The organism is Paenibacillus sp. FSL R7-0210 (assembly GCF_038009085.1).
GTDB classification, from domain to species: domain Bacteria; phylum Bacillota; class Bacilli; order Paenibacillales; family Paenibacillaceae; genus Paenibacillus_AQ; species Paenibacillus_AQ silagei.
Map to the genome: position 1 here is coordinate 7,499,209 of NZ_JBBPAR010000001.1, position 23,351 is coordinate 7,522,559.

Here is a 23,351-nt window from a genome sequence, read left to right on the forward strand (position 1 = left end):
GAAAGGGAAGGCCTCCATGTTTTCTTTTATCCGAACCAGACTGATTGCCCGTATTCTCTGTGTTATGACTTTAGTGATTCTCTGCATTACAGCAGGCAATGCCGCCATTCAGTGGGTGAACACCGGATCAGCGGTCAAAGGGACGATCAGCAGCTACAACATGAGTATTGCCAGCCATTATGTGACGCAGATTGATGCCGGGCGCTACAGTGAATTCCTGGCTGATCCGCAGGAGTCGGACCTGTATTGGTCGCTCCGCAATGAACTGGATCAGTTCCGGAAGTCGATTGGTGCCCGTTATGTATATTTTGTGCGGATTGATGATGCCCGCCAGCCGCAGCTGATGATTGACGGCAGGCCGGAGGGAGACCCGCTGGCTTCAGGGATTAATGAGAGTACCGATATGCCAGCGGCCGCAGTTACGGCTGTGCTTGCCGGAGAGAATGCCAGCACGCCGCTGATCAGCAATCCCGAATACGGGGATTATATCTCGGCATTCGTTCCTATGAAGGACACCGGCGGGAAGCTGGTCGGGGCGCTGGGCATTGATACCGATGTTGCTGTGCTGAGTACGCTGACCCGTGATGTCCTGATGGAGAGCCTGCCGCTCTATAGTATTATTCTAGCTCTGTCTCTGGGCGCACTCGCGGTGCTGGCCTGGTTCGTCTCCCGGTCCTTGCGTCCGCTGGTGACGATTACAGAGAGCGCGGGCACGATGGCTGAAGGGGATCTCGCCGGGGCAGCCCGTATCCTGCATGCCCGTCCGGTCAACTCCCGGGATGAGATTGGCAGGGCTTATCAGGCGATGCTCCAGATGTCAGGGGATCTGAATGCCAGAGTGAAAGGGATGGTATCCGGGGTGTCTACCGCCTCTGACAGTCTCTACGGCTCCTCCGAGACCTTCGCCAGGAATGCCGATGATGTGCTGAAGATGAGTGAGACGGTGAGCGGCAGAATCAGCAATATCCATGCCGGGGCTAACTCGCAGACGGAAGGCGCTCAGAGCAGCGCAGTAGCCATGGATGAGATGGCGCTGGGCATCTCGCGCATCTCGGAGGCCTCGGCTGCGGTCTCGGAATTCGCAGTCAAGGCGCTGGACATTGCAGAGGCGTCACAGACGGCGATGAACCACACCAATCAGCAGATGAAATCGATCTCTGTATCCACCGGGGAGACGCTGGATATCGTGCTGCGGCTGCAAGGGTACACGGATGAGATTGAAGGTGCGCTGGCTGCGATCAGGCAGTCTGCGGATCAGACGAAGCTGCTGGCGTTGAATGCTTCCATTGAGGCGGCGCGTGCGGGGGAGCACGGCAGAGGCTTCACTGTCGTAGCCGGTGAAGTACGCAAGCTGGCGGAAGGCTCCGCGGCCTCAGTCGAGCGGGTGACCGAGCTGCTGCTGCACATCAGCCAGGCTTCGGCAAGCATCGGGGTTCAGATGACGGAAGCATCCGCTGAAGTGCAGGAAGGGGTGCGGATGTCAGCCGAAGCGGAGGCTGCTCTGCTGGAGGCTTCCACTGCCTTCCGCGAGGTGGCCGGACAGATCATTGATGTGTCGGCGACCGCCGAGCAGCTCTCCGCCGGCTCGGAGGAGGTTGCGGCAGCGGTGGGCAGCATGGCCGATATTGCCGGAGAGGTCTCGGAGCAGACCCGGGAGATCCGTGAGCTGACTGATCTGCAATTGGCGCGAATCAAAGAAGTCTACGAGGCTTCGCTGAGCGTCAGCGCGAGTACAGGCGATCTGCGGGAGGCCATCCGGCAGGTGAATGTATAGGGCTAAGGGTTCGGTGCGCTTGATCTATGCTGCCCGGAGCGGATACGGATTAGCAGATGTTATGCCCTCCAGCTTTCAAAAGCGTCCGACTATTGGTATGATACAAGGGATGTGAACATCTATTACCGATTATATGGAGGAATTGAACATGAGTGACACTACAATATCCGGGATTATTGATCATACGCTGCTGAAGGCGGATGCCCGGAAAGACGATATTATCAAGCTTGCCGAAGAGGCCAAAGCCTACAAATTCGCCTCTGTGTGCGTGAATCCGGCCTGGGTGGCAACGGCGCATGCCGTGCTGAAGGATACACCGGAAGTGAAGGTATGTACAGTAATCGGCTTCCCGCTGGGGGCATCGACGCCTGAGACGAAAGCTTTTGAGACGAAGGATGCCATTGCGAACGGTGCCGGTGAGGTGGATATGGTCATTAATATCGGCGCACTGAAGGACGGCAATGACGAGCTGGTGAAGCGCGATATGGTTGCTGTAGTCGAAGCCGCACGCGGCAAAGCGCTGACCAAGGTCATTATTGAGGCCTGCCTGCTGACTGAAGAGGAGAAGGTCCGGGCCTGCAAGCTTGCTGTAGAAGCGGGCGCAGACTTCGTGAAGACTTCAACCGGCTTCTCGACCGGCGGGGCAACGAAAGAAGATATCGCCCTGATGCGGGCAACGGTCGGCCCTGAGATCGGCGTGAAGGCCTCCGGCGGTGTCCGCAGCGCGGAAGACGCGCTCGTGATGATCGGCGCAGGCGCCAGCCGGATCGGCACCAGCGGCGGCGTAGCGATTGCCAAGGGCGAGCAGAGCCAGAGCGGCTACTAAGCTGAGGTGAGTTAAACACATAGAAACGGCTGCGGCCTCCTTGAGTTCAGGGGAGACGCAGCCGTTTTCTGTTTAGAGGAAGTAGGGTAGGTGGATTTACTCCAACTATTAAAGAACATATGAGTGCTGCCGTTCCACTATATAAATTAATTGTATTTAAGAGTACTTAACAAATTGATAAAAGTTATATAAAAAGGATATATAACCATCGCACCAATAGCAAGGAGTCCATGCACTGGAGGAAGCATTTCGGCAGGATTCACATTTGGCCATATTCTGGTAAAAACAAATACGAAAATGGCGAAGTATGGCAACCATAGAATTGCCGTGAAATAATTTAATTTAGATTCTTTAAAATGCTTGTTGGTATAAAAAACGAAGAAAGCCGTACCTAAAATAAAAAATATTATATTAAAAATTGAGACCAATCTATTTGTAAAAACGAAATCTAAACCAGTTGTCCTACTCAGTCTATTTACATTCCCCATTAATTGCAATTCAATGAATAATAATAAAGCATACATACAACTGATATTATTCAGCTTTAGCATAATTACTCCCCTCATTCCATTTCCATATATATTCTAGGTGGACAATTTTATGAATGATCTATGGTTGAGGGGCAAGGTAGTTGGCGTTATTGAGACAGTATGAAAAAAAACAAGGACACTGTGGGTTTTAGCCAGGTCCTTGTTTTTTTATTGTACGTGGGCCAAAGATATGCGTAAAACAGAATACAAGGGGTGCTGCTGGGATGAAGGATAGGCCTCATGCTCTCCAGCCAGGGAAATTTTAGAGAAATCCTGCAAAAAGTGGAGCGACCGAGCCTAGGTTGAGTAACTTAGCAGGTGGAACCCCTGCTTGGAAAGGCGAAAGCCACGCCACCAATAGCGAGTCTTGGAGCGGCAAGGGTAACCCTGCCGTTTAAGCGTAGACAGTTAGGATGCAGGCCTGAAAGTGATGGAGCCTCGAAATGCAGCAAACGGGAAGGTCGACGGGCTCACTTTCCCGGAAGACAACATGACTCCAGCCGAAAAAAAAAAAAAAAGGCGAGGATGGAGGAGCTTCCCCGGGGTCGAAGAGCCAGGCATGTATACCCATGGTTACTCAGCAACTCGGGAGACCCTGACGCTCTTCTGCGAGAGAAGTACTATTTAGGAACCTTTGCAGGAGTATGGCAAACAAGCCGTAACACGTAAGAATGTCAAACGGCGTTCAGGGAGTCGGATTGCCGCATAAGACCTGTGAAACCCCTGTAATGGGGGCGGAGGAAAGGCAGGCGACACCCCATCAATCTTGGTAAGGACACATTGGCCACACACAGAGGTGGGAAAAAAAAATGGAAACGAAATTAACAAGAATAGCAGAAATGGCCAAAGCAGATCCGAAGTTACGGTTCAACTCCATCGGACATCTCATTGACACAGAAGCATTAAAGAGAAGTCACAAAGAGATGAAACCGGGAAAGGCAACCGGAGTCGATGGATCGACCAAAGAGACGTACGAAGCCAACGTGGAAGCGAATGTAACACACCTGGTGGACCGGTTAAAGCGAAGAAGCTACAGACCTCAGCCCGCGAGAAGAGTGTACATCCCAAAGGACGGGAAAAACATGCGGCCCCTAGGAATTCCTGCGTATGAAGACAAACTGGTGCAACATGCGCTGAAAAGAGTACTGGAAGCCATTTATGAACAAGACTTCATGGATTTCTCGTATGGATTTCGCCCGAACCGAAACATGCACAGTGCGCTGAAACATCTAAACCGGGTCATCGAGCAGGGAAAAACCAGCTATGTCGTCGATGCAGACATCTCCGGCTTCTTCAACCATGTAAATCACGAATGGCTGATGAAATTCCTCGAACTGCGAATCGGAGATCCAAACATCCACCGGCTGGTGAGACGGATGCTGAAAGCAGGTATTCAGGAGGATGGACACTTTGAACCGACGGAGGAAGGAACTCCCCAAGGTTCGGTGGTGTCGCCCCTGCTAGCCAACGTCTACCTGCACTATGTCCTTGACCTATGGTTTACCGTGACGGTGAGGAAGCAGTGCGGGGGGCAAGCCGAAATGGTGCGCTTCGCCGATGATTTTGTATGCTGCTTCCAGTACAAAGAAGATGCAGAACGCTTCTATACCGCACTTGTGCTCCGGCTGGAGAAATTCGGGTTAAGCATTGCGGAAGAGAAGACGAAAATCATCGCGTTCGGTCGTTTTGCGGAAGCAGAATCACGGAGGAAGGGCGAAGGGAAACCGAAAACATTCGATTTCCTAGGCTTCACGCACTACTGCGCCAAGAGCCGAAAAGGAACCTTCCGGGTAAAGCGTAAAACGAGTGGGAAGAAATTCAGACAGAAGGTCAGAGCCATGAAGAGCTGGGTCAGGTGGAATCGCCACATGAAGCAGGAGGATTTCCTAGGCGTCATCCGGTCCAAACTGTCGGGACACTACCGATACTATGGAATCACGGATAACTCGGAGAAAATAAAAACCTATTACATGCAAACGCTCGACTTGATCTATACATGGCTAAACCGCAGAAGTCAGCGCAGGAGTTTCACCTGGGAGAGGTTCTACGAAGTGCTAAACGAATTCAGGCTACCTAAGCCGCGGATCTACGTCAATATCTACGATTAAGGCCAATTGTGAACGATGGGGTGAAGAGCCGTATGCGTAAATTGCGCACGTACGGATCTGTGAGGGGTAGGGGCACAATCCACGAAGGAAAGGCCCCGCCTACTCGACCAGCATTACTGCCTAATAGAAGCGGTCTGTGCCGAAATCTTGCAAGAAATACAACAAAGTCAACGCTAATTTGCTCTCTGTACTGGAATTTGTGCAAATAATGCAACAATCTACCACGATCAGCAGTAGTTATATAAGAATCCTGCAAAATATGCAACAATGCTCTCCACACAATAGGTCGGTGAGAGAGAAAAAACATACTGGCTGGATATACCATCAGAAAGCGGTGAGATACCAGCATTATTCACCGCAGGGTGATTTTATTCTGCAGATTGTTAGTAGTTAGCTCCTCTATGAGTAGACTGTTCAGTTCACCCCTTGCCCCCTTAAACCAGCCCCTTATCCATCGCCTTACCGATCAGCGTAGCGAACAGGCTGTTGGACCAGGCGAACCACTCGCGCGAGAAGTCGGCCGGGTTATCCGGGTGGAAACCTTCGTGCATGTAGCCGGTATCGGCATCGGTGCGGATCAGCATGTCGATCAGCTCCTTGATCTCCTCATCGTTATCCGCCGTCAGCGCCTGCATGGAGAGCGCCATATGCCAGACATATCCGCCCGGTGTATGCGGACTGCCGATGCCCTTGGCGTGCTTGCCCTCGAAATAGAATGGGTTATCGAAGCTGAGCGCGAACCGGCGGGTGTTCTGATAGATCTCATCCTCTACGCCCACGTAACCAATATAAGGAATAGAGATCAGCCCTGGAGTACCAGCATCGTCCATCAGTGAGTAATTGCCGTAGCCGTCCGTCTCATAGGCGTAGATTCTGCCGTATTTCGGATGGGTCACGATGCCATAGGTACGGATGCCGAAGTCGATCTCCTTGCGCAGCTTCGCCGCTCTCGCCGCCAGCCGTTCATCCTGGTAGACCTCGCTCGCTATCTCGCCGATATACCCCAGAATGACCACAGCGAACATATTCGAGGGAATATTGTAGCCGAATTCGCAGCTGTCATCGCTCGGACGGAAGCCTGACCAGCTCATCCCTGTGTAGTTGACCGGCATCCCGCGTCCGTTATTGTGCAGCGTCTCCGTATCCTGGAGCGTCTGCCGGATGAAATGGTAAGGGGATTTCTCCCCGTGGTGCTGCTCGGTCTCGATCGTGTTCACGATGGAGGTCAGCGCCTGGTAGCAGGCGGCATCGAAGATATCGGTCTGCTCCGCTTCCTTCCAGTACATATAAGCCAGCTGAACGACGAAGCAGAGGGAGTCCAGCTCATATTTGCGCTCCCACATCCACGGGTTCAAGTTACAGTCGTCCGTATCGCGGTAATGCTTGTCACTTGCCGTCTCGTTGAAGGCATTGGTGTACGGATCAATATTCACATAGAACATCTGGCGGGCAATCAGGCCGCGGAGAATCCGCTGCAATTCAGGGTCGTTTTTGGCAAAAGGAATATAATGCCGCACCTGCTCCGTCGAATCGCGCAGCCACATGGCCGGAATATCGCCGGTGAACACGAAGGTCGTGCCGTCATCCAGCAGCTTGGTTGTAGTCTCCAGAGTGTTCGGGAAGCAGTTGCGGAACAACTGCTGCAGTTTCGGGTGATGCGCTAGCCGTTCATCGGCCTCATTTAGATAGGCGGTAATGGAAGCTGGCAGATTCATGGTGTAACTCCTCCTGGCATAGTCAATTTAGGGTTGTACGGTTTGCAGGGCATAGGTGACGATTTGAGCTTTACCGACAGAGTGGCGGAGAGTGCCTTCATCCAGAACTTCCCGCTGTTTGCGCCGTTCCAGAATATCACTGGCATGGACAGCCTTCACCGGAAAATGCGGCGTCAGCGCGAGCTCCTGCTCCGCGCCCGCCAGATTGTACCAGCGCAGAATGAGGTCCTCATGATCTGCGGACATTTTGAAGGCCGACAGCGCCAGGGTGCGGCCCTGCCACTCCAGCGGCTGATAGACAGCAGGGAGGGAGCCTTCCTGCCAGCCGGTCTGGACCGTGAACCAAGGCACCTGGTACTGATAGGCCCAGGCACAAGCCTCCGTCCAGTCCGCATCCCCGGCAAAGGGACGGACCGCGAATTCTACGGTCTGCTCGCCCAGGCACTGGGCTTCCGGTGTAGGGAACACGCCCCAGTCCCCCAGCTCCGATACGCTGCGCAGCAGGGTAACGGCAATCGTATTCCTGCCGTCCCGCAGCACCTCGTATTCGTTCAGACCTTGGTTGGCTACCAGCAGTCCGGCGCTGCCGTCTGACACGCTGACATAAGCCTGCTGGTGCTGGGCATTGCTCGGATTGATCCAGTCCGCTGCCGGCTCAATCTCGCGTTCAGCAGCTTCGAAGATCGAATCGGCCCGCAGGGTGGAAGCCGCCAGCCCGGTAGGGACAAGCACACGCAGCCGGTGGTCCTTAGCCTGATTATTGAACGTGGCAGAGATCTGAACGCCGGTCCCGCTGGTCTCCAGGCTGATCCGGGTCACGATCCGCAGTGGCACCTGCTCCGCAGAGCGTCCGGCCTTGCGTTGCCGGAACGGCACCATTCTGCGCTTCTCGTCCTCGAACGAAGCATCGGCGGAAGCGGGAATAGCCCATTCATGCACGATTTCATACGTGATGCGGTAAGGCTCATGCTCAGCCAGCGAGATCCGGGCGGCAAGGCCCTTGGTCGTCAGTGCAGCATCGCCCTCGGGCTGGCGGAACACGTATTCATTCCCGATATCGCCGCAGTTCTCATAGACGCCGAGTCTGGTGAAGCTGCGGCCCGTCCGCTTGTCAGCCACATCGTAAGAACCGTCCTCGCGGATCTGAACGGTCAGGAATTCATTCTCCATCCCACGTTCCAGCAGCTTAAGCGGGCCTTCAACAGCCAAGGCAGACTCATCCGCCGACTCTACCCAGGCGTAGGTGCTGTAGCCTAACGGCGGCACCTGTGCAGCCTCGAAGGTCAGCCGGACCATCCGGGCCATGTAAGGCTTGCGGAATTGGTCCTCCGGCAGCTCATAGCCGAACCGGGTGCCCAGATCCTCCGCACGGCAAGCCACGGTCTGCCCTTCAGCGTCCACTAGCCAGCCGCGCGAAAGCTCAAGCGGAAGCTGATCCAACGCTTCGGCAATTGCCGCCGGACTCGGCCCTTCCTTGAAATAACGCTTGGCGAAGATCACCTCCACGCTTACTGTTCCGCTGCGCTCCCAGCCGGTAGTATTGAACACCGTCACTGGCCGGGCCGATTCGCCCCAGGCTGCAACATTCCGGGTTCCAATCTGTGCGGATACCGCCTTCAGACTCTCTTCAATAATAGCTTCGCCGACATGGCGGCTCTTCTCGAAACGTGTAATCATCTCGCGGTGGACCTCATCCACACTGCAGCCGCAGATGCTGTCATGCGGGTGGTTCTGCATCAGAGTCTTCCAGGCGTAGGTCAGCAGGGCATGGGGGTAGGCCTGCCCGCTGACCAGATAAGCGAGTGCCGCCAGCGGCTCTGCGCCCTTCTCCAGCAGCGTCTGGCCCTGCTGGTTAAGCTGCTTCAGATAGACGCGGGCAGAAGCGGTATTCACCAGCGTCCCCCAGCCGTCCGTATGCTGGCTGCGCAGCTCGCCGTGCACGGTAACCAGATCCTCAGGCAGCGAGGGCGCCAGCGCCTTCAGATACTGCTCGAAGCTGGAGTGGACGAAGTCCGTGTCCGGGTACAGCTTCCGGGCTGTCTCCAGCGCATCCGCGAGATCACGCTGCACCGGCTGATGATCACAGCCGTTCATGAACAGCAGCTCCGGGGTGGAGGCATATTTGCCGGCATCCGCGAGTTTTTTGTCCCAGAAGACCTTGGCGTCCTCAGCATCCACCGGCACCTCGTTGCCGTTGCTGTACCAGTTCGCAAACAGCAGTCCAAGCAGGGCTGAGCCATCCGGGGATTCCCAGTACATCTCGGAGTAAGGCGACTCATAGCTGGTGCTGTTCAGCTCGCCGACCATGTTATCGAAGCCTGTCGGCTTCACGCCGCGGCCGAACACCGCAGTCTCGATGTCAGCTTGCTTGAGCAGCTGCGGGGCTTGGCCCATATTGCCGAAGGAATCGGGGAAGTACCCGAGCTTCGAGATCACGCCATATTTCGCGGCGTCCTGATGGCCGATCAGCAGATTGCGCACATTGGCCTCGGAGCTGGTCAGGAATTCATCCTGGAGCACATACCAGGGACCGATGACAATCCGGCCTTCGCGGATGAACCGCTCCAATTGCTCTCTTTTCTCAGGATGCACCTGCAGATAATCTTCAATAATAATGGTCTGTCCGTCCAGGTGGAAATACCGGTAGCGCTCGTCCTGCTCCAGCGTCTCCAGCAGCTCGTTCATCAGCTTCGCCAGCAGCACATGGTGACGCTCATAAGGCATATACCATTCCCGGTCCCAATGGGTGTGTGAGATCAGGTGGGCAGTTGTACGGGTCATGACAGAAACCTCCTATATCTTCAGTAGGGTGTTGTAGTGTCGGCATTCGTAGCAAATGTTTGCATACCTGCCGGGGGATCACAATATGTAACTTTTGCAGCGGGGATGAGGGTTCATAATTCACACATTTACGGCAGTCAGCCAGCAGCGGCCCGCATAAGTTATTCAGCTCGTAAGCCCCGTAACAGCGCGGTTTTACACTCCGTTAACATGACAATGCACAACCTACATATTTACGGTGTCAGCTTAGTTTCACTACAATTTGGGATGTAAGCGTTAGCAGGCAAGGCCATTGCAAGAATGCGAAGCGGATACAGATTTATGTGTAATGAAAACTAACATAGAGAGGAGTGGGAGAATGAAGGGGAACAAGTCCCTTGGCAAACGAATCTGGCAGAATTGGGAGCTCTATCTGTTCATGCTTCCCGCGTTACTGTATTTCTTCATCTTTCATTATGGTCCGATGTACGGCATTCAGATTGCCTTCAAAAACTTCGTACCTTCTAAAGGAATTACGGGCAGCGACTGGGTAGGCTTCGACCATTTCGAACGGTTCTTCAATTCTTATTTCTTCTGGGATCTGCTGTGGAACACGTTCAGCATCAGCTTCTATGAGCTTGCCATCGGGTTCCCGCTGCCGATCATTCTGGCCCTGGCCTTCAATGAGGTCCGCAACGGCCCGTTCAAGAAGTCGGTCCAGACGGTTACCTATGCGCCGCATTTCATTTCAGTGGTCGTCATGGCGGGGATGATTATTACCTTCCTGTCGCCCTCCAGCGGAATGATTGTCCGGGCGATTGAATTCCTGGGCTTCCAGCCCGCACAGTTCCTGACCGACCCGGCCTGGTTCAAGACGGTATACGTCTTCTCAGGCGTCTGGCAGAGCACCGGGTGGGGGACGATTATCTATCTCGCAGCGCTGTCCGGCGTAGATCCACAGCTGCATGAAGCGGCCATTGTGGATGGAGCCAGCCGGATCAAGCGGGTGCTGCATATCAATCTGCCGACGATTATACCCACGATTACGATCATGCTGATTCTGAACATGGGTAACATTCTGGGCCTGGGCTTCGAGAAAATCCTGCTGCTGCAGAATTCGCTTAACATGGAAGCCTCCGATGTCATATCCACCTATGTCTACCGCGCCGGTCTGGTGAACGCCCAATACAGCTTCTCGACGGCTGTCGGATTGTTCAACTCGGTAGTCAATGTAATACTGCTCGTTACCGTGAACCGGATTGCCAAACGCACCAGTGAGAACAGCCTCTGGTAGAAAGGAGTTGAAGTCTATGGTTACTGCGATGAAAGAATCCAGGGGAGATAAGCTGTTTCTGATCAGCACCTACATCTATCTGTGCCTTGCGCTGGTAGTGGTCCTCTATCCGCTGATCTACATCCTGAGTGCGTCCATCAGTTCGCCGCAGGATGTCAATTCGGGCGCGATGTGGCTGTTCCCGAAGAATGTGACGCTGGACGGCTACAAGCTGGTGTTCGAGAACCCGAAGATCTGGAACGGATATCTCAATACCGTCATCTACACAGCGGTGGGCACGTTGCTTAATCTGGCGGTTACACTGCCTGCTGCGTATGCACTCAGCCGGTCTGATTTTGTCGGACGCCAGTTGTTCATGGGCCTTATTCTGTTCACGATGTTCTTCAGCGGCGGGCTGGTGCCGACGTATCTGCTCGTCAAGAACCTTGGCCTCATTAACAGCATGGGGGCGTTGATCCTGCCGGTGGCCGCATCGGTGTGGAACATCGTGGTCGCCCGCACCTTTTTCCAGTCCACCATTCCAAAAGAATTACAGGAAGCGGCCCACATCGACGGCTGTACGAATCTGAAGCTGTTCATCCGCATCATCCTGCCGCTGTCCGCGCCGATTGTCGCCGTGATGGCCTTGTTCTACGGGGTTGGACACTGGAACAGTTACTTCCCGTCCCTGATCTATTTGAATGATGAAGCCAAATATCCGCTGCAGATGGTGCTGCGTCAGATTCTGGTCCTGCAGGAAATGTCAGCCGAAACTACAGGCGCTGCAATCAACGGCGAGGTAGCTATGGCCATGAATAATAAGGCAGAGACAGCATCGCTGGTCAAATACGGAGTTATCGTTGTGTCGACACTGCCGATTGTAGCGGTCTACCCGTTCCTGCAGCGTTATTTTGTGCAAGGGGTCATGATTGGCTCTGTGAAAGGCTAAAGGTTAAAATGTAATGAACCTAAGGGAGGAATTATTAATGCAGATCACACGTAAACCATGGAAGATTCTGCTGTCATCAGCTGTGATTGTTGGACTGCTGGCAGGCTGCGGAAGCTCGGGGGCAAATGAAGGTAAAACGGACAAGGGTACCGGAGAGGCTACAGTGAACAAAGAAGGCTTCCCGATTGTGAGTGAGCCGATCACTCTGTCCATGATGGCCCCGGATGTGGGCATCCAGAACTGGGAGAACATGCCGGTGCTCCAGCAGATGAAGGAGAAGACCGGGATTACGATGGAATATAAAAATGCGCCGAAGGACAGCTTCGATACCAAAAAGAATCTGGTGTTCGCCAGCGGCGATTACCCTGATATCTTCTATGCGGCCGGTCTGACGACTGCCGAGCAGATGAATTACGGCGAACAGGGGATTCTGATCCCGCTGGAGGACCTGATCGAAGAGTATGCCCCGAACTTCAAGGCGCTGTTGGAGCAGAACCCGGATGTGCGCAAATCGATTACCGCCCCGGACGGTCATATCTACTCCCTGCCGGTGGTGGAAATGAGCCAGCACTGGTACCGCAACCCGATGTGGTATAACGGCGACTTCCTGAAGGCGCTGAACATCGATAAGCTGCCGGAAACGACCGAGGAGCTGTACACCTACCTGAAGCGCGTGAAGGAGGAAGATCCGAACGGCAACGGAACCGCCGATGAAATTCCGATCTCTTCAGTGACGACAACAGCCGCGAACCTCCGCGATATCCGCACCTGGCTGCTGGGCGCTTTTGGCATCTATGAAGAAGAAATCTATGTAGACGATGCGGATAAGGTCCACTATACACCGCTCGAAGAAGGCTATAAGGAGTATCTGACGTATATGAACCGTCTATGGTCCGAGGAGCTGCTGGATCATGAGAGCTTCTCGCAGACGGCGGAGCAGAAGAAGGCCAAGGCGCAGAATAACCGCGTGGCGCTCTTTTCCGACTGGCACGCTTATATGACGAAGGGTGGAGAGCCGTCCACGTCAGATCCGATGTTCGCCCCTGTGCGCAGTGAATCGGTGTCCGCTCCAGCGATTGCCAAGAACAGAGGAATTACGACAGGCGCATTCGCCATCACGAACAGCAATCCGGCGCCGGAAGCCTCGCTCCGCTGGGTAGATTACCTCTATTCCTATGAAGGCGCCCTATTCTTCAACAAAGGGCCGGAGGGAACGCTCTGGGAGTACACCGACAAAGACAACCGCGTGAAGCAATACCTGCCTGTACCGGACGGCAAGGAAATGGAAGATTTCCGGGCTACCTTGACGCCGAACTACGGTATTCCTGCACCAACCCTGTCCATGGATGATATTAACAAGGGGCTGAAGACGGACTTTGACCTCTGGGTAGAGCAGGAGACCAAGCAGAAGCTGCTGGATAAAGGCGCGCGCATTCCATTCCCGGCCCTGTTCCTCACCGTGGAAGAGCAGACGGAAATCAGCAGTCTGAATTCGGACCTGAGCACTTATGTGAAGCAGATGGAAGCGAAGTTCATTACCGGAGCCGAGCCGCTGACCGGCTGGGATAACTATGTGGCCACTGTCAAGAAGATGGGCGGAGAACGTGTAGCCGAGATTAACCAGGCTGCCTATGACCGCTGGAAAACCAACTAAATCAGGCCCGGCAGAAAGGTGCTGTAAAAATGATCTATAAGGATAAAACACAATCTGTGGCGGATCGGGTACAGGACCTGCTGCAGCGCATGACGCTTGGAGAGAAGGCTGGACAATTAGTCCAGCCTTTCGGCTGGCAGTGCTATGAGAAGCACGCGGACGGAACCACAGGCATGACGGAAGCCTTCAAGCGCCAGGTTGCCGCCGGAGGTGTCGGCTCCCTGTATGGGACGCTGCGTGCCGACCCGTGGACCGGGGTCACGCTGGAGACCGGCCTGTCCCCGAAGGAGGGGGCGGAGGCTGTTAATGCAATTCAGGCTTACGCCATGCAGGAGAGCCGGCTCGGGATTCCGATTCTGTTCGGCGAAGAATGCTCCCACGGGCATATGGCAATCGGCGCAACCGTATTTCCGGTTCCGCTGGCTCTGGGCAGTATGTGGAACCCGGAGCTGTACCGGGAGATGTGCCGGGTGGTGGCGCTGGAGACCCGCAGCCAGGGCGGAGCGGCGACCTACTCGCCGGTGCTTGATGTGGTGCGTGATCCGCGCTGGGGCCGGACGGAGGAGACCTTCGGCGAAGATCCGTTCCTGATCGCGGCGATGGGTGTAGAAGCCGTGAAGGGCTTGCAGGGGGAACGGCTGGACGCGGAGGATTCCGTGCTGGCCACCTTGAAGCACTTCGCCGCCTACGGCAGCTCGGAAGGCGGGCGGAACTCCGCGCCTGTGCATATGGGACTGCGCGAGCTGCATGAGGTCGATCTGCTGCCGTTCCGTAAGGCGGTAGAGGCCGGGGCGCTGTCCATTATGACAGCGTACAACGAGATTGACGGCGTACCTTGTACGACGAACCGTTATCTTTTGCAGGATGTGCTGCGGGAGCAATGGGGCTTTGACGGGTTCGTGATCACGGACTGCGGAGCGCTGGGCATGCTGACGAATGGTCATAACACCGCAGATAGCGGAGAAACGGCTGTAGCCCAGGCACTGCTGGCCGGCATCGATATGGAGATGTCGGGCGAGATGTTCGAGCAGCATATCGCGTCCGCGATCGAGCATGGACGGCTGCAGGAATCCGATCTGGACCGCGCGGCGGCACGGATTCTGGAGCTGAAGTTCAAGCTCGGGTTGTTCGACCGTCCCTATGCCGATCCTGAGCAGGCAGAGCAAATCATCGGCAAGCCGGAGCACCGGGAGCTGGCGCGGCGGATCGCCGGTGAGAGCATCATCATGCTGAAGAATGAGAACGCAGCGCTGCCGCTAAGCAAGGAGATTCGCAAGCTTGCCGTAATCGGTCCCAATGCGGATGCGCCGTACAACCAGCTTGGCGACTACACCTCGCCGCAGCCCGCAGGCGCGATTGTTACCGTGCTGGACGGCATCCGGCAGGCGCTGGGCGGCGAAGCGGACAAGGTCCTGTACGCACCCGGCTGCCGGATCAAGGGCGATTCCCGCGAAGGCTTTACCCCTGCGCTGGCCTGTGCGGCTGAAGCCGATGCGGTGGTGCTGGCCATTGGCGGCTCCAGCGCCAGAGACTTCGGTGAGGGGACGATTGATCTGCTCACCGGCGCTTCTGTTGTGACGGAACATTCCTGGAGCGACATGGAAAGCGGGGAGGGCATCGACCGGGCCACATTGAATCTGATGGGTGTGCAGCTTGAGCTGGTGCAGGAGCTTCACAAGCTGGGTAAGCCGCTGATTGTGGTCTATATCAACGGCCGTCCGATTGCCGAGCCTTGGATTGTAGAGCATGCCGACGCCATTCTGGAGGCGTGGTACCCGGGCCAGGAGGGCGGACATGCAATTGCCGATATCCTGTTCGGCGAGGTGAATCCTTCGGGGCGGCTGACGATCAGCGTTCCGAAGCATGTCGGCCAGCTTCCTGTGTATTACTATAAGCGGCGGACAAGAGGCAAACGGTATCTGGAGACAGACTTCCACGCCGAATATCCCTTCGGCTATGGTCTTAGCTTCACTGAATTCGGGTACAGCAACCTGAAGGTGGAACCTCCTGTAATCTCTGCGGATGAAGAAGCGCTTGTCTCCGTGGATGTGACTAATAGGGGCGACCGGGCGGGCAGCGAGGTGGTCCAGTTGTATATTTCCGACTTGGTCTCCTCCATTACCCGGCCCGAGAAGCAGTTGAAGGGCTTCCGCAAAATCAGCCTTCAGCCGGGAGATACGCAGACGGTAATGTTCCGTGTAGGCCGGGAGGAGCTGGAATATGTATCAGCGGATCTGACGCGGATCGTCGAGCCGGGAGAATTCGCGGTGATGGCAGGCCCTCACTCCGCAGAGTATCTGAGCGCGCCGCTCCAGGTCAGAGAGGAGGGCTAAGCCATGAAGCGAATAGAGCGGTTCATCGGATGGCTGGCCAAGCGGCAGTGGGCTGAGAAGATAGAGCTTGCGGAATGGACGATGCGCAAATCCCGTTACCTCACTCCGGGCTGCTATGAGCATGAGGAGGAACTGCATCAGGAGTACAACATTTCCCGGCTGGATGGCGGGTATGGTACTACGTATTTCCTTCAGCGGGAGATTACGGTTCCGGGGGATTGGGGACCGGAAGAAGCAGCGCTGCTCTATCTGGGACGCGGGGAAGGCCTCCTGAAGCTGGGCGGAGCGCCGTATCATGGCTTGGACAGCAATCACTGGTTCATTCCGCTGCCGTCTTATGCTCCGGGTGAACGGCTGAATCTGGACATCGAGCTATATGATCCGGTGCCTGAGCCGGAGGACCCGCTGAACCGGCAGGCGGTGATTAAGCCGCCGCTGACAGGCATTGAAATCAAGCTGGTGCGCGTCAATCGTCTGGTATACAGCCTGCTGTATACGGTGCGAATCGTACACGAAGCAGCCCTCCTGCTGCCGGAGGGCGACATGCGCCGCATCCGCAGCCTTAAGGCGCTGGAGCGGGTGATGGACGCGCTCTATATGAAGGAGGAGCTGCTGCTGGACTCTGAGGCCGTGACTGCGGCGGAACAGCAGCTACGGGCTGCTGCTGCGGCTGACCGGGCTGCGGGACTGGACCCGGGAACGATGCATATGGTCGGCCAGTCCCATATTGATGTGGCCTGGCTGTGGCCGGTCCGGGAGACGGTGCGCAAGGTCAGCCGGACCTTCTCCACCGTCTGCACCCTGATGGACAAGTACCCGGACTTCCGGTACTCGCAGAGCCAGCCCCAGCTCTATGCCTTCGCCAAGGAGCATTATCCCGAGCTGTACGGGCGGATCAAGGAGCGGATCGCTGAAGGCCGGTGGGAGCTGGTCGGAGGCATGTGGGTAGAGCCGGATCTGAACATTCCCGGCGGGGAGTCGCTGGTCCGGCAGATGCTGTACGGCCAGGGCTTTTATATGAAGGAATTCGGCAAGCATTCTACGATTGAATGGCTGCCGGATACCTTCGGCTATTGCGCCTCCCTGCCGCAGCTGCTGAAGCAGGCGGGCATCGATTATTTCATGACCACCAAGCTGGGCTGGAATGATACCAATCCCTTCCCGCATACCTTATTCCATTGGGTCGGCATAGACGGAACGAAGATTGTGGCCTATCAGAACCATGGGGTGAACGAGCATACCCACCCGAAGGATGTGCTGGAGCACTGGGAGGCCTACGCTCAGAAGGAAGTGCATGATGAGCTTATGCTGCTCTATGGCCACGGAGACGGAGGCGGCGGAGTCACTCATGAGATGCTGGAATATGTGGCCCGTACTGATCTCGCGCCGGGCCAGCCGGTCAGCGGATTCTCTACGGCCGAAGCTTTCTTCTCGGAGATCGGTGCGTGTCAGCCGGAGCTTCCGGCGTGGCACGGCGACCTCTATCTGGAGCTGCACCGGGGCACCTTCACGACCCATGCCTTCAATAAACGCAGCAACCGCAAGGCGGAGGTCTTATACCGGCAGGCAGAGATTTGGAGTGTGCTGGCGCAGAAGGACGGTGCGCTGGAGCTGGAGCAACCGGATCAGCCGGATGTGCAGCGTCTGCTGCCCGCCGGGGAGCTGGCCGAGGGCTGGAAGCTGCTGCTGCTCAACCAGTTCCATGACATCATTCCGGGGACTTCCATCCCGGAGGTGTATACAACCTCGCGTGAGGAATACGCTGAGATCTTCCGTCTGGGCGGGCAGGTGCTGGACCGCTCCCTGCACGCTCTAGCGGCTGAGGTGAATACATCGGGCGAAGGCCGCCCTTATGTGGTCTTCAACAGCCTGGGCTGGGAGCGGACGGAGGTCATCCAGCTGGAGGGTGGTCCTGAGCTGGCTGCTATGCAGGCCTTCGATGAAGATGGGCCGCTTGCGAGCGAATGCTGGAACACCGAGGCTGGCGGGGACAGCTACACACTGGCTGTGGAGGTCCGCAAGGTACCGGCCTTCGGCTGCCGGACGATCTGGCTGCGGGAGGCTGCAGAGCCAGCCGGAGTAAGGCTTGAGCGGCAGGTTGATTCAGCTGCGGGAGACGATTTCCCGGAGCAATGGGAGACGGACCATTATATCCTGAAGTTCAATGAAGACGGCGAGATCAGCCGCTGGTATGACACAAGCGAGGGCCGCGAGCTGCTCCAGCCCGGCCAGTCCGGCAACCAGCTGCAGTTCTATCATGACACCCCGCCGCTGTGGGATGCCTGGGATATAGACCCGCGCTATGAACAGCAGCCTGCGGGCAAGGCGAAGCTGCTGGACCGCGAGGTAGTCAGTAGCGGACCAGTGCAGACAGTGCTGAAGTTCCGCTGGCAGCTCGGTGAATCGCAGATTGAGCAGGAGATTGTCCTGCCCCGGAACAGCCGCAGAGTGGATTTCCGCACCCGCGTAAGCTGGAGGGAGCAGCATAAGCTGCTGAAGGTTGCTTTTCCGGTCGATATTGTGGCCGCGAAGGCTACCTATGAGATTCCGTTCGGCGCGCTGGAGCGCCCGACCCACCGCAACACCAGCTGGGAGCAGGCGCAATTCGAGGTCTGCGGACACCGCTGGGCTGATCTGTCCGAGGGCGGCTATGGCGTCAGCCTGCTGAACGACTGCAAATACGGCTATGACATCCATGACGGAGTGCTGCGCCTCTCGCTGTTGCGTTCCCCGCGCTGGCCGGACAGTTATGCGGACCAGGGGGAGCATGAATTTACGTATTCGCTCTATCCGCACAGCGGAGAATGGCGGCAGGCCGATGTGGTGCGGGAAGCGGCAGCGCTGAATGAGCCGTTGCTGGCGGTCAGTGAAGCCGCACATTCCGGCCGCTATCCAAGCACCAATGCCTGGCTCGCCTTCCAGAGCAGTCACGTCATGCTCGACACGATCAAGCCTGCCGAGGACGGCAGCGGCACGATTGTCCGGCTGTATGAGGCGGCAGGCAGCAGAGAGACAGCCACGCTGGACTGGCAGGACGAGGAGATCAGCGCCTGCCGGGTCAACCTGCTGGAGAGCAAGACCGGCTCAGTGGAGACATCCGGCGGTGTGATCCCGCTGTCCTTCAGACCCTACGAGGTCCAGACGCTTAAGCTATATAAGAAGCACGACAGAAATTAACTGAAAGCAAAGAAGCGGAGGGGAAATTTGGAACTGCAGGAGCGGTAGCGTCCGCCTGAAAGCTTTCCGTAGGAAAGCTAGCATCGGAAGCATAAGCTGTCACCGGATTTCTACCGCGAGGAGCGGTTATAATCAGGAAATTCAAACACAACAGCGGCCGAAAGTCCAAATGTTCACCGCAGTGACGATCAAGCTTCAAGTTCAAATCCTAAGTGTTTCTTGTATACCACAGTGCTTCCTATATACCACCAACATCATTCGCAGGAGGAATAGACATGCAAATTACAAGACATCCCAATAATCCGATTGTCGTCCCGGGCGGCTATGAGTGGCGCAAGGTGACCGTGTTCAATCCTGCGGTTATCATCGATAACGGCAAGTTCTATATGATTGAGCGTACAGCCGGGTCCCTGACTCCGTGCAAGAACTTTCTGGGTCTACTGGAGAGCGAGGACGGCGTGAACTTCACCCATGTGAAGGATGAGCCGATTGTTACGCCGGATATGCTGGGCTTCCCGTACGGCAGTGTGCAGGACCCGCGCATTGTGAAGATCGACGGAACGTTCTACCTGAACTACGCCCTGCGCCCTTGCGCCATGAGCTATTATCCTACCGGGCGCGGCGTCCCTGAGCGCTCCATTCCGGCCTACCCGGACGGCTGGGGGGAAGAGGAGGGCCACTGGCTGACCCGCTCCTCGATTCTGAAGTCAACCAATCTGCTGGACTGGGAGTTCGTCGCGGACACCACGCCGCTGGACATTAACGACCGGGACAACATCCTGTTTCCTGAGAAAATAAACGGCAAATTCGTGCTGCTCCGCCGCCCCGAAGAATATGTGGGCGAGGCTTACGGAACGGAGAAAGCCGCCATGTGGATTACCTATTCCGAGGATCTCGTGCATTGGGAAGAGCCCAAGCTGCTCGCCACCGCCGGGAACCTGTCCTGGGAATCGCGGAAGATCGGCGGCTCTACGCCTCCAATCCGTACAGACAAGGGCTGGCTGGTGCTCTATCACGGCGTAGATGAAGAGATCGTCTACCGCGTGGGGGCGATGCTGCTGGATCTGGAGCAGCCGGAGAAAATCATCGCCCGGACCCATAACTTCATTATGGAGCCGGAGACGTATTACGAGAAATTCGGCTTCCAGATTCCGAATGTCATCTTCCCGACCGGCAATGTAGTCAAGGACGGATTGCTCTATATCTATTACGGAGTAACCGATACCGCGATTGCGCTGGCTACCGTGCCGCTGGATGAGCTGGTAGAGCATATTTTGCAGGAAGCAGAGTAGGCGGCAGCTTCAGAAATCGGAGTAGGCAATGAAGTGGAGCAACCAGTCCCGGTTCCCCTGCGGGCGACGGGTTCACTCCCAACTGCCAGGGAACTCCTTTATAAGGCATTGAGGACATAAATGTTGCACTTTTTGCAGCTTCGGTTCGTACGTAGCCAGGTGTACAGGCAGATTGTTGCATAGAATTCAACAATCTGCCTGCTAAGCGGCCTGAAAAAGGTGAAATCCTGCCTTTTGTGCAACAATCGCGGATTCGGGCCAAACCGCTACGGGAAATGTTGCATTTGTTGCAGGATTATAGGGGTGCTCACCAGATTTCAGGGGTTCAGGCTATTAACTATTCACAGGATAAATAATTGCTTGGACATCGCAATATCAGGTTCAGCCTATCCATGGTTCAGCCTATCCATGGTTCAGCCTAGCCACAGGGCGGAGGCTCCGTCCAATCAAACCGGTCTTTTCGCAGCGGCCCCCTTCAAGGCATGTTCCTTGCGGTATTGCCCCGGCGTCAGACCGGTTTCTTTTTTGAACTTGCGGATGAAGTTGGGCGCATCCAGGTAACCGACCTGCTCGATAATCTCCTTGAGCGGAGCGCTGGTGTTCTCCAGCAGCCGGATGACCTCGTCCACACGCCGCTGCCAGATATATTGCGAGAAATTGCTGCCGGTCTTCTCCTTGAAGCTCCGGCTTAAATAAGAGGTCGAGATGGCGAACTTCAGCGCTACATGCTCCAGGCTGAGGGTGTAATCTGCGAATTGCTGGTCCACATACGCCAGAATGTCATCCATCAGGGAAGACTCACTGGTCTCTGTGTTCCGCTCGACCTGCGCGCAAATGGCGGAAGCCAGCGAGAGCAGCCGGCTCTCCAGCTCCTCTAATGTCTCGAAGGAGGTCAGCTCCGGCATATTGGTGAACACCTCATCCATACCAAGCTCGGAGGCGGTGCGCAGAAAAGCGTTCAGCAGATCGAAGCAGATACACCGCAGCAGATGAACCTGCAGCGGCTCGTCCTTGATCGTGTCAATGGTGTCGGTAATCATCTGGGCCGCTACCGATTCGTTGCCCTGCTTCAGACTCTGCTCCAGCTTCAGCATGGTTTTGCGCGGAATCCAGAAGCTCTCGGCAGCGGCGGGATTTAGCTCCGCAAGCTGCTCGAAGTAGGTGACCTGGCCGCTGCGCCGGATCATCCGGTGCTCCAGCGCGGCGGCGGCTTCAATGAAAGACTGGTTCAGCCGGGCGAGATCACGGTAGGCCATACCGACACCGATACTCAGCGCAAGCTGCGAGTGTTCACGGATCACATCCTGAATCGCTTCAATCACCTGCTCCATCCGGCTCTGAACGGGCAGCTCCCCCTCCCCTGGAAGGGAGATGATCAGGGCGAACTGGTCCTTGACCGAGAATTCAATTCCGAAGATCTGCGCATCCGGGCCCGGCAGGCAGATATTGCTCAGCATCTCCTGCAGCAGATGGCGTTCCTGCCAGGACTTGCCGCCCGGAGCGGTATCATCCCAGGACAGGATGGCCGAGAAGTAGAGGCCCTGTCCCTGCGGATGCCGGAAGCCTGCGCTCAGGATCATCTGTTCAATCTCGGGATCATCCGGCTGGCCGTGCTTGAGCAGCAGCAGCATACACTGGTTGCGGACAAAAGGCTCCTGGAGATCAATCCGGGCACTGTAGTCATGAAGCGTCTGCCGGATGGACTCCCATTCATCGCGCAGCTTCGGAGCCTCATTGCTGTTGCCTCTCGGCTTGGCGAACTCCATCAGATCGCGGATCGGGTGATACTGCCGCTTGGCCAGCAGCAGCGCGGCCGCTATGCCGGTAACGACTGTAATACAGAAGACAATCAAAATCAGTGTCTGGACATGGGCAACGCGGCTGAAGAACTGGAAGCTGGGCATCGTGGTGACGTAGGTCCAGCCATTCTCCTCCGACTGCACGGACACGACGGAGTACTGTTCCCCGTCCAGCTCCAGATTGTGTATCCCCGGCTCAAGGGCGGATAGGGTCTGAAGCTCGTTCTGGGGAAAGCTGACGCCATGGCTGTTCGCGGTCAGCACCTCGCCGGAGGGGCCGAAGATATAGCTGCTGCCTGAGAAATCGCTCAGAACCGAATCCATGACGCCGGTAAGATTGGATTCCTTCATCAGATAGACGACCGTCCCGTAAGGGAAAGGGTCATTCGGCTTCACCGGGACAAGCATGGCGAGCATCGGCTCCATCCGGGAATTGACGGTCACATTCTCGGCAGGACGGACGAGCGGCTGACGGGTCTCGTTCAAGTCGCGCCGCAGCTCCTCCGGGGTCCAGCGCTCGAACTGATAGAGGGTATCGAAGGTGACATGAAGATCAGCCAGCCCGCGGTAAGAATAGATATTCGAATCACCGTGGAAGTAGAGGAACAGATCCTCCGCGATGCTGCTGCTGGCCTTGTAATTCGCCAGTGCCTGAATCGCCTCCAGACTGTAATAGGGATGCCGGACCATATAAGGAGTCAGATGCTTGTCATAGGCGATTCTTCCGGCGATCTCCTGAAGCTCGTTCATCCGGCCGTCGATGGTGCTTTTCACCTGATTGAGCTGATTGACATTGGACTGTTCAATTTCGACCCGCAGGCCCTTGACGGCGTTTTCATAGACGAAGATGGTAACACCTGTGAGCGGGATCAGGAACATGAGGATATAGGAAAAAGCGTATTTCAGCAGCAGCCTTGACTTGAAATGATTCCAGGTCAGCCGGAACCGGTTCAGCAAGGATGGCTTGGGTGCGGAATTAGCCATACAGCAGTACCTCCAGTGTTAAGATATTCGGACTAGAAATCTAGGATGGAACCTCTTGACTTAGAAATTGCAGTTCTCTTCTGGATTACACTTGTGCTACTATAAACATTATAACATTATAATCTTTGGAGTGAAGCAGCTTTATATTTTTCTAAGAGGACGGCATGTCCGTTACTA

12 protein-coding genes are annotated in these 23,351 nt (G+C 55.9%); 9 read left to right on the forward strand and 3 right to left on the reverse strand.

Annotated elements, in window-relative coordinates; genetic code table 11:
* Positions 1-16 precede the first annotated feature (16 nt).
* From MKY64_RS32225 to ltrA, 3 genes are all read left to right on the forward strand, one after another.
* Positions 17-1,774, forward strand: a complete 1,758-nt coding sequence (locus MKY64_RS32225) for a methyl-accepting chemotaxis protein (RefSeq protein ID WP_340957903.1) — start codon at positions 17-19, stop codon at positions 1,772-1,774.
* 148 nt (positions 1,775-1,922) lie between these two features.
* Positions 1,923-2,600 (forward strand): deoxyribose-phosphate aldolase, encoded by a 678-nt coding sequence (deoC, locus tag MKY64_RS32230; RefSeq protein WP_209876732.1) that lies wholly within the window; start codon positions 1,923-1,925, stop codon positions 2,598-2,600.
* Positions 2,601-3,939: 1,339 nt separating this feature from the next.
* Entirely contained in the window at positions 3,940-5,238 is a 1,299-nt protein-coding gene (gene ltrA / locus MKY64_RS32235; protein ID WP_340950427.1) for a group II intron reverse transcriptase/maturase, read from the forward strand.
* A 434-nt stretch (positions 5,239-5,672) separates the two neighbouring features.
* On the opposite strand, the gene MKY64_RS32240 is transcribed toward ltrA, so the two are convergent.
* Together MKY64_RS32240 and MKY64_RS32245 are read right to left on the reverse strand one after the other, a co-directional pair.
* Complete coding sequence (locus MKY64_RS32240; RefSeq protein WP_051478414.1) at positions 5,673-6,953, reverse strand: glycoside hydrolase family 125 protein; 1,281 nt, start codon at positions 6,951-6,953, stop codon at positions 5,673-5,675.
* Between the two features lie 27 nt (positions 6,954-6,980).
* Positions 6,981-9,734 carry an alpha-mannosidase gene (locus MKY64_RS32245; protein ID WP_340957905.1) on the reverse strand — a complete coding sequence of 918 codons (2,754 nt, stop codon included), beginning with the start codon at positions 9,732-9,734 and terminating at the stop codon, positions 6,981-6,983.
* A 358-nt stretch (positions 9,735-10,092) separates the two neighbouring features.
* On the opposite strand from MKY64_RS32245, the gene MKY64_RS32250 reads away from it, so the two are divergent.
* The 6 genes from MKY64_RS32250 (at position 10,093) to MKY64_RS32275 (ending at position 20,391) form a co-directional block, all read left to right on the forward strand.
* Positions 10,093-11,007: an ABC transporter permease gene (locus tag MKY64_RS32250; RefSeq protein WP_235192024.1), complete on the forward strand. Its 915-nt coding sequence runs from the start codon at positions 10,093-10,095 to the stop codon at positions 11,005-11,007.
* 16 nt (positions 11,008-11,023) lie between these two features.
* Positions 11,024-11,935, forward strand: a complete 912-nt coding sequence (locus MKY64_RS32255) for a carbohydrate ABC transporter permease (protein WP_036730407.1) — start codon at positions 11,024-11,026, stop codon at positions 11,933-11,935.
* A 37-nt stretch (positions 11,936-11,972) separates the two neighbouring features.
* Positions 11,973-13,589, forward strand: a complete 1,617-nt coding sequence (locus MKY64_RS32260) for an extracellular solute-binding protein (RefSeq protein ID WP_036730406.1) — start codon at positions 11,973-11,975, stop codon at positions 13,587-13,589.
* A gap of 29 nt (positions 13,590-13,618) precedes the next feature.
* Entirely contained in the window at positions 13,619-15,922 is a 2,304-nt protein-coding gene (locus MKY64_RS32265; protein WP_340957906.1) for a glycoside hydrolase family 3 N-terminal domain-containing protein, read from the forward strand.
* A 3-nt stretch (positions 15,923-15,925) separates the two neighbouring features.
* Positions 15,926-19,099: an alpha-mannosidase gene (locus MKY64_RS32270; protein ID WP_340957907.1), complete on the forward strand. Its 3,174-nt coding sequence runs from the start codon at positions 15,926-15,928 to the stop codon at positions 19,097-19,099.
* Positions 19,100-19,374: 275 nt separating this feature from the next.
* A complete protein-coding gene (locus MKY64_RS32275; protein ID WP_340957908.1) occupies positions 19,375-20,391 on the forward strand; it encodes a glycoside hydrolase family 130 protein in 1,017 nt (338 codons plus the stop codon).
* A 446-nt stretch (positions 20,392-20,837) separates the two neighbouring features.
* Here MKY64_RS32275 and MKY64_RS32280 read toward each other — a convergent pair whose 3' ends face one another.
* Positions 20,838-23,174, reverse strand: a complete 2,337-nt coding sequence (locus MKY64_RS32280) for a helix-turn-helix domain-containing protein (RefSeq protein ID WP_340957910.1) — start codon at positions 23,172-23,174, stop codon at positions 20,838-20,840.
* Positions 23,175-23,351: the final 177 nt, after the last annotated feature.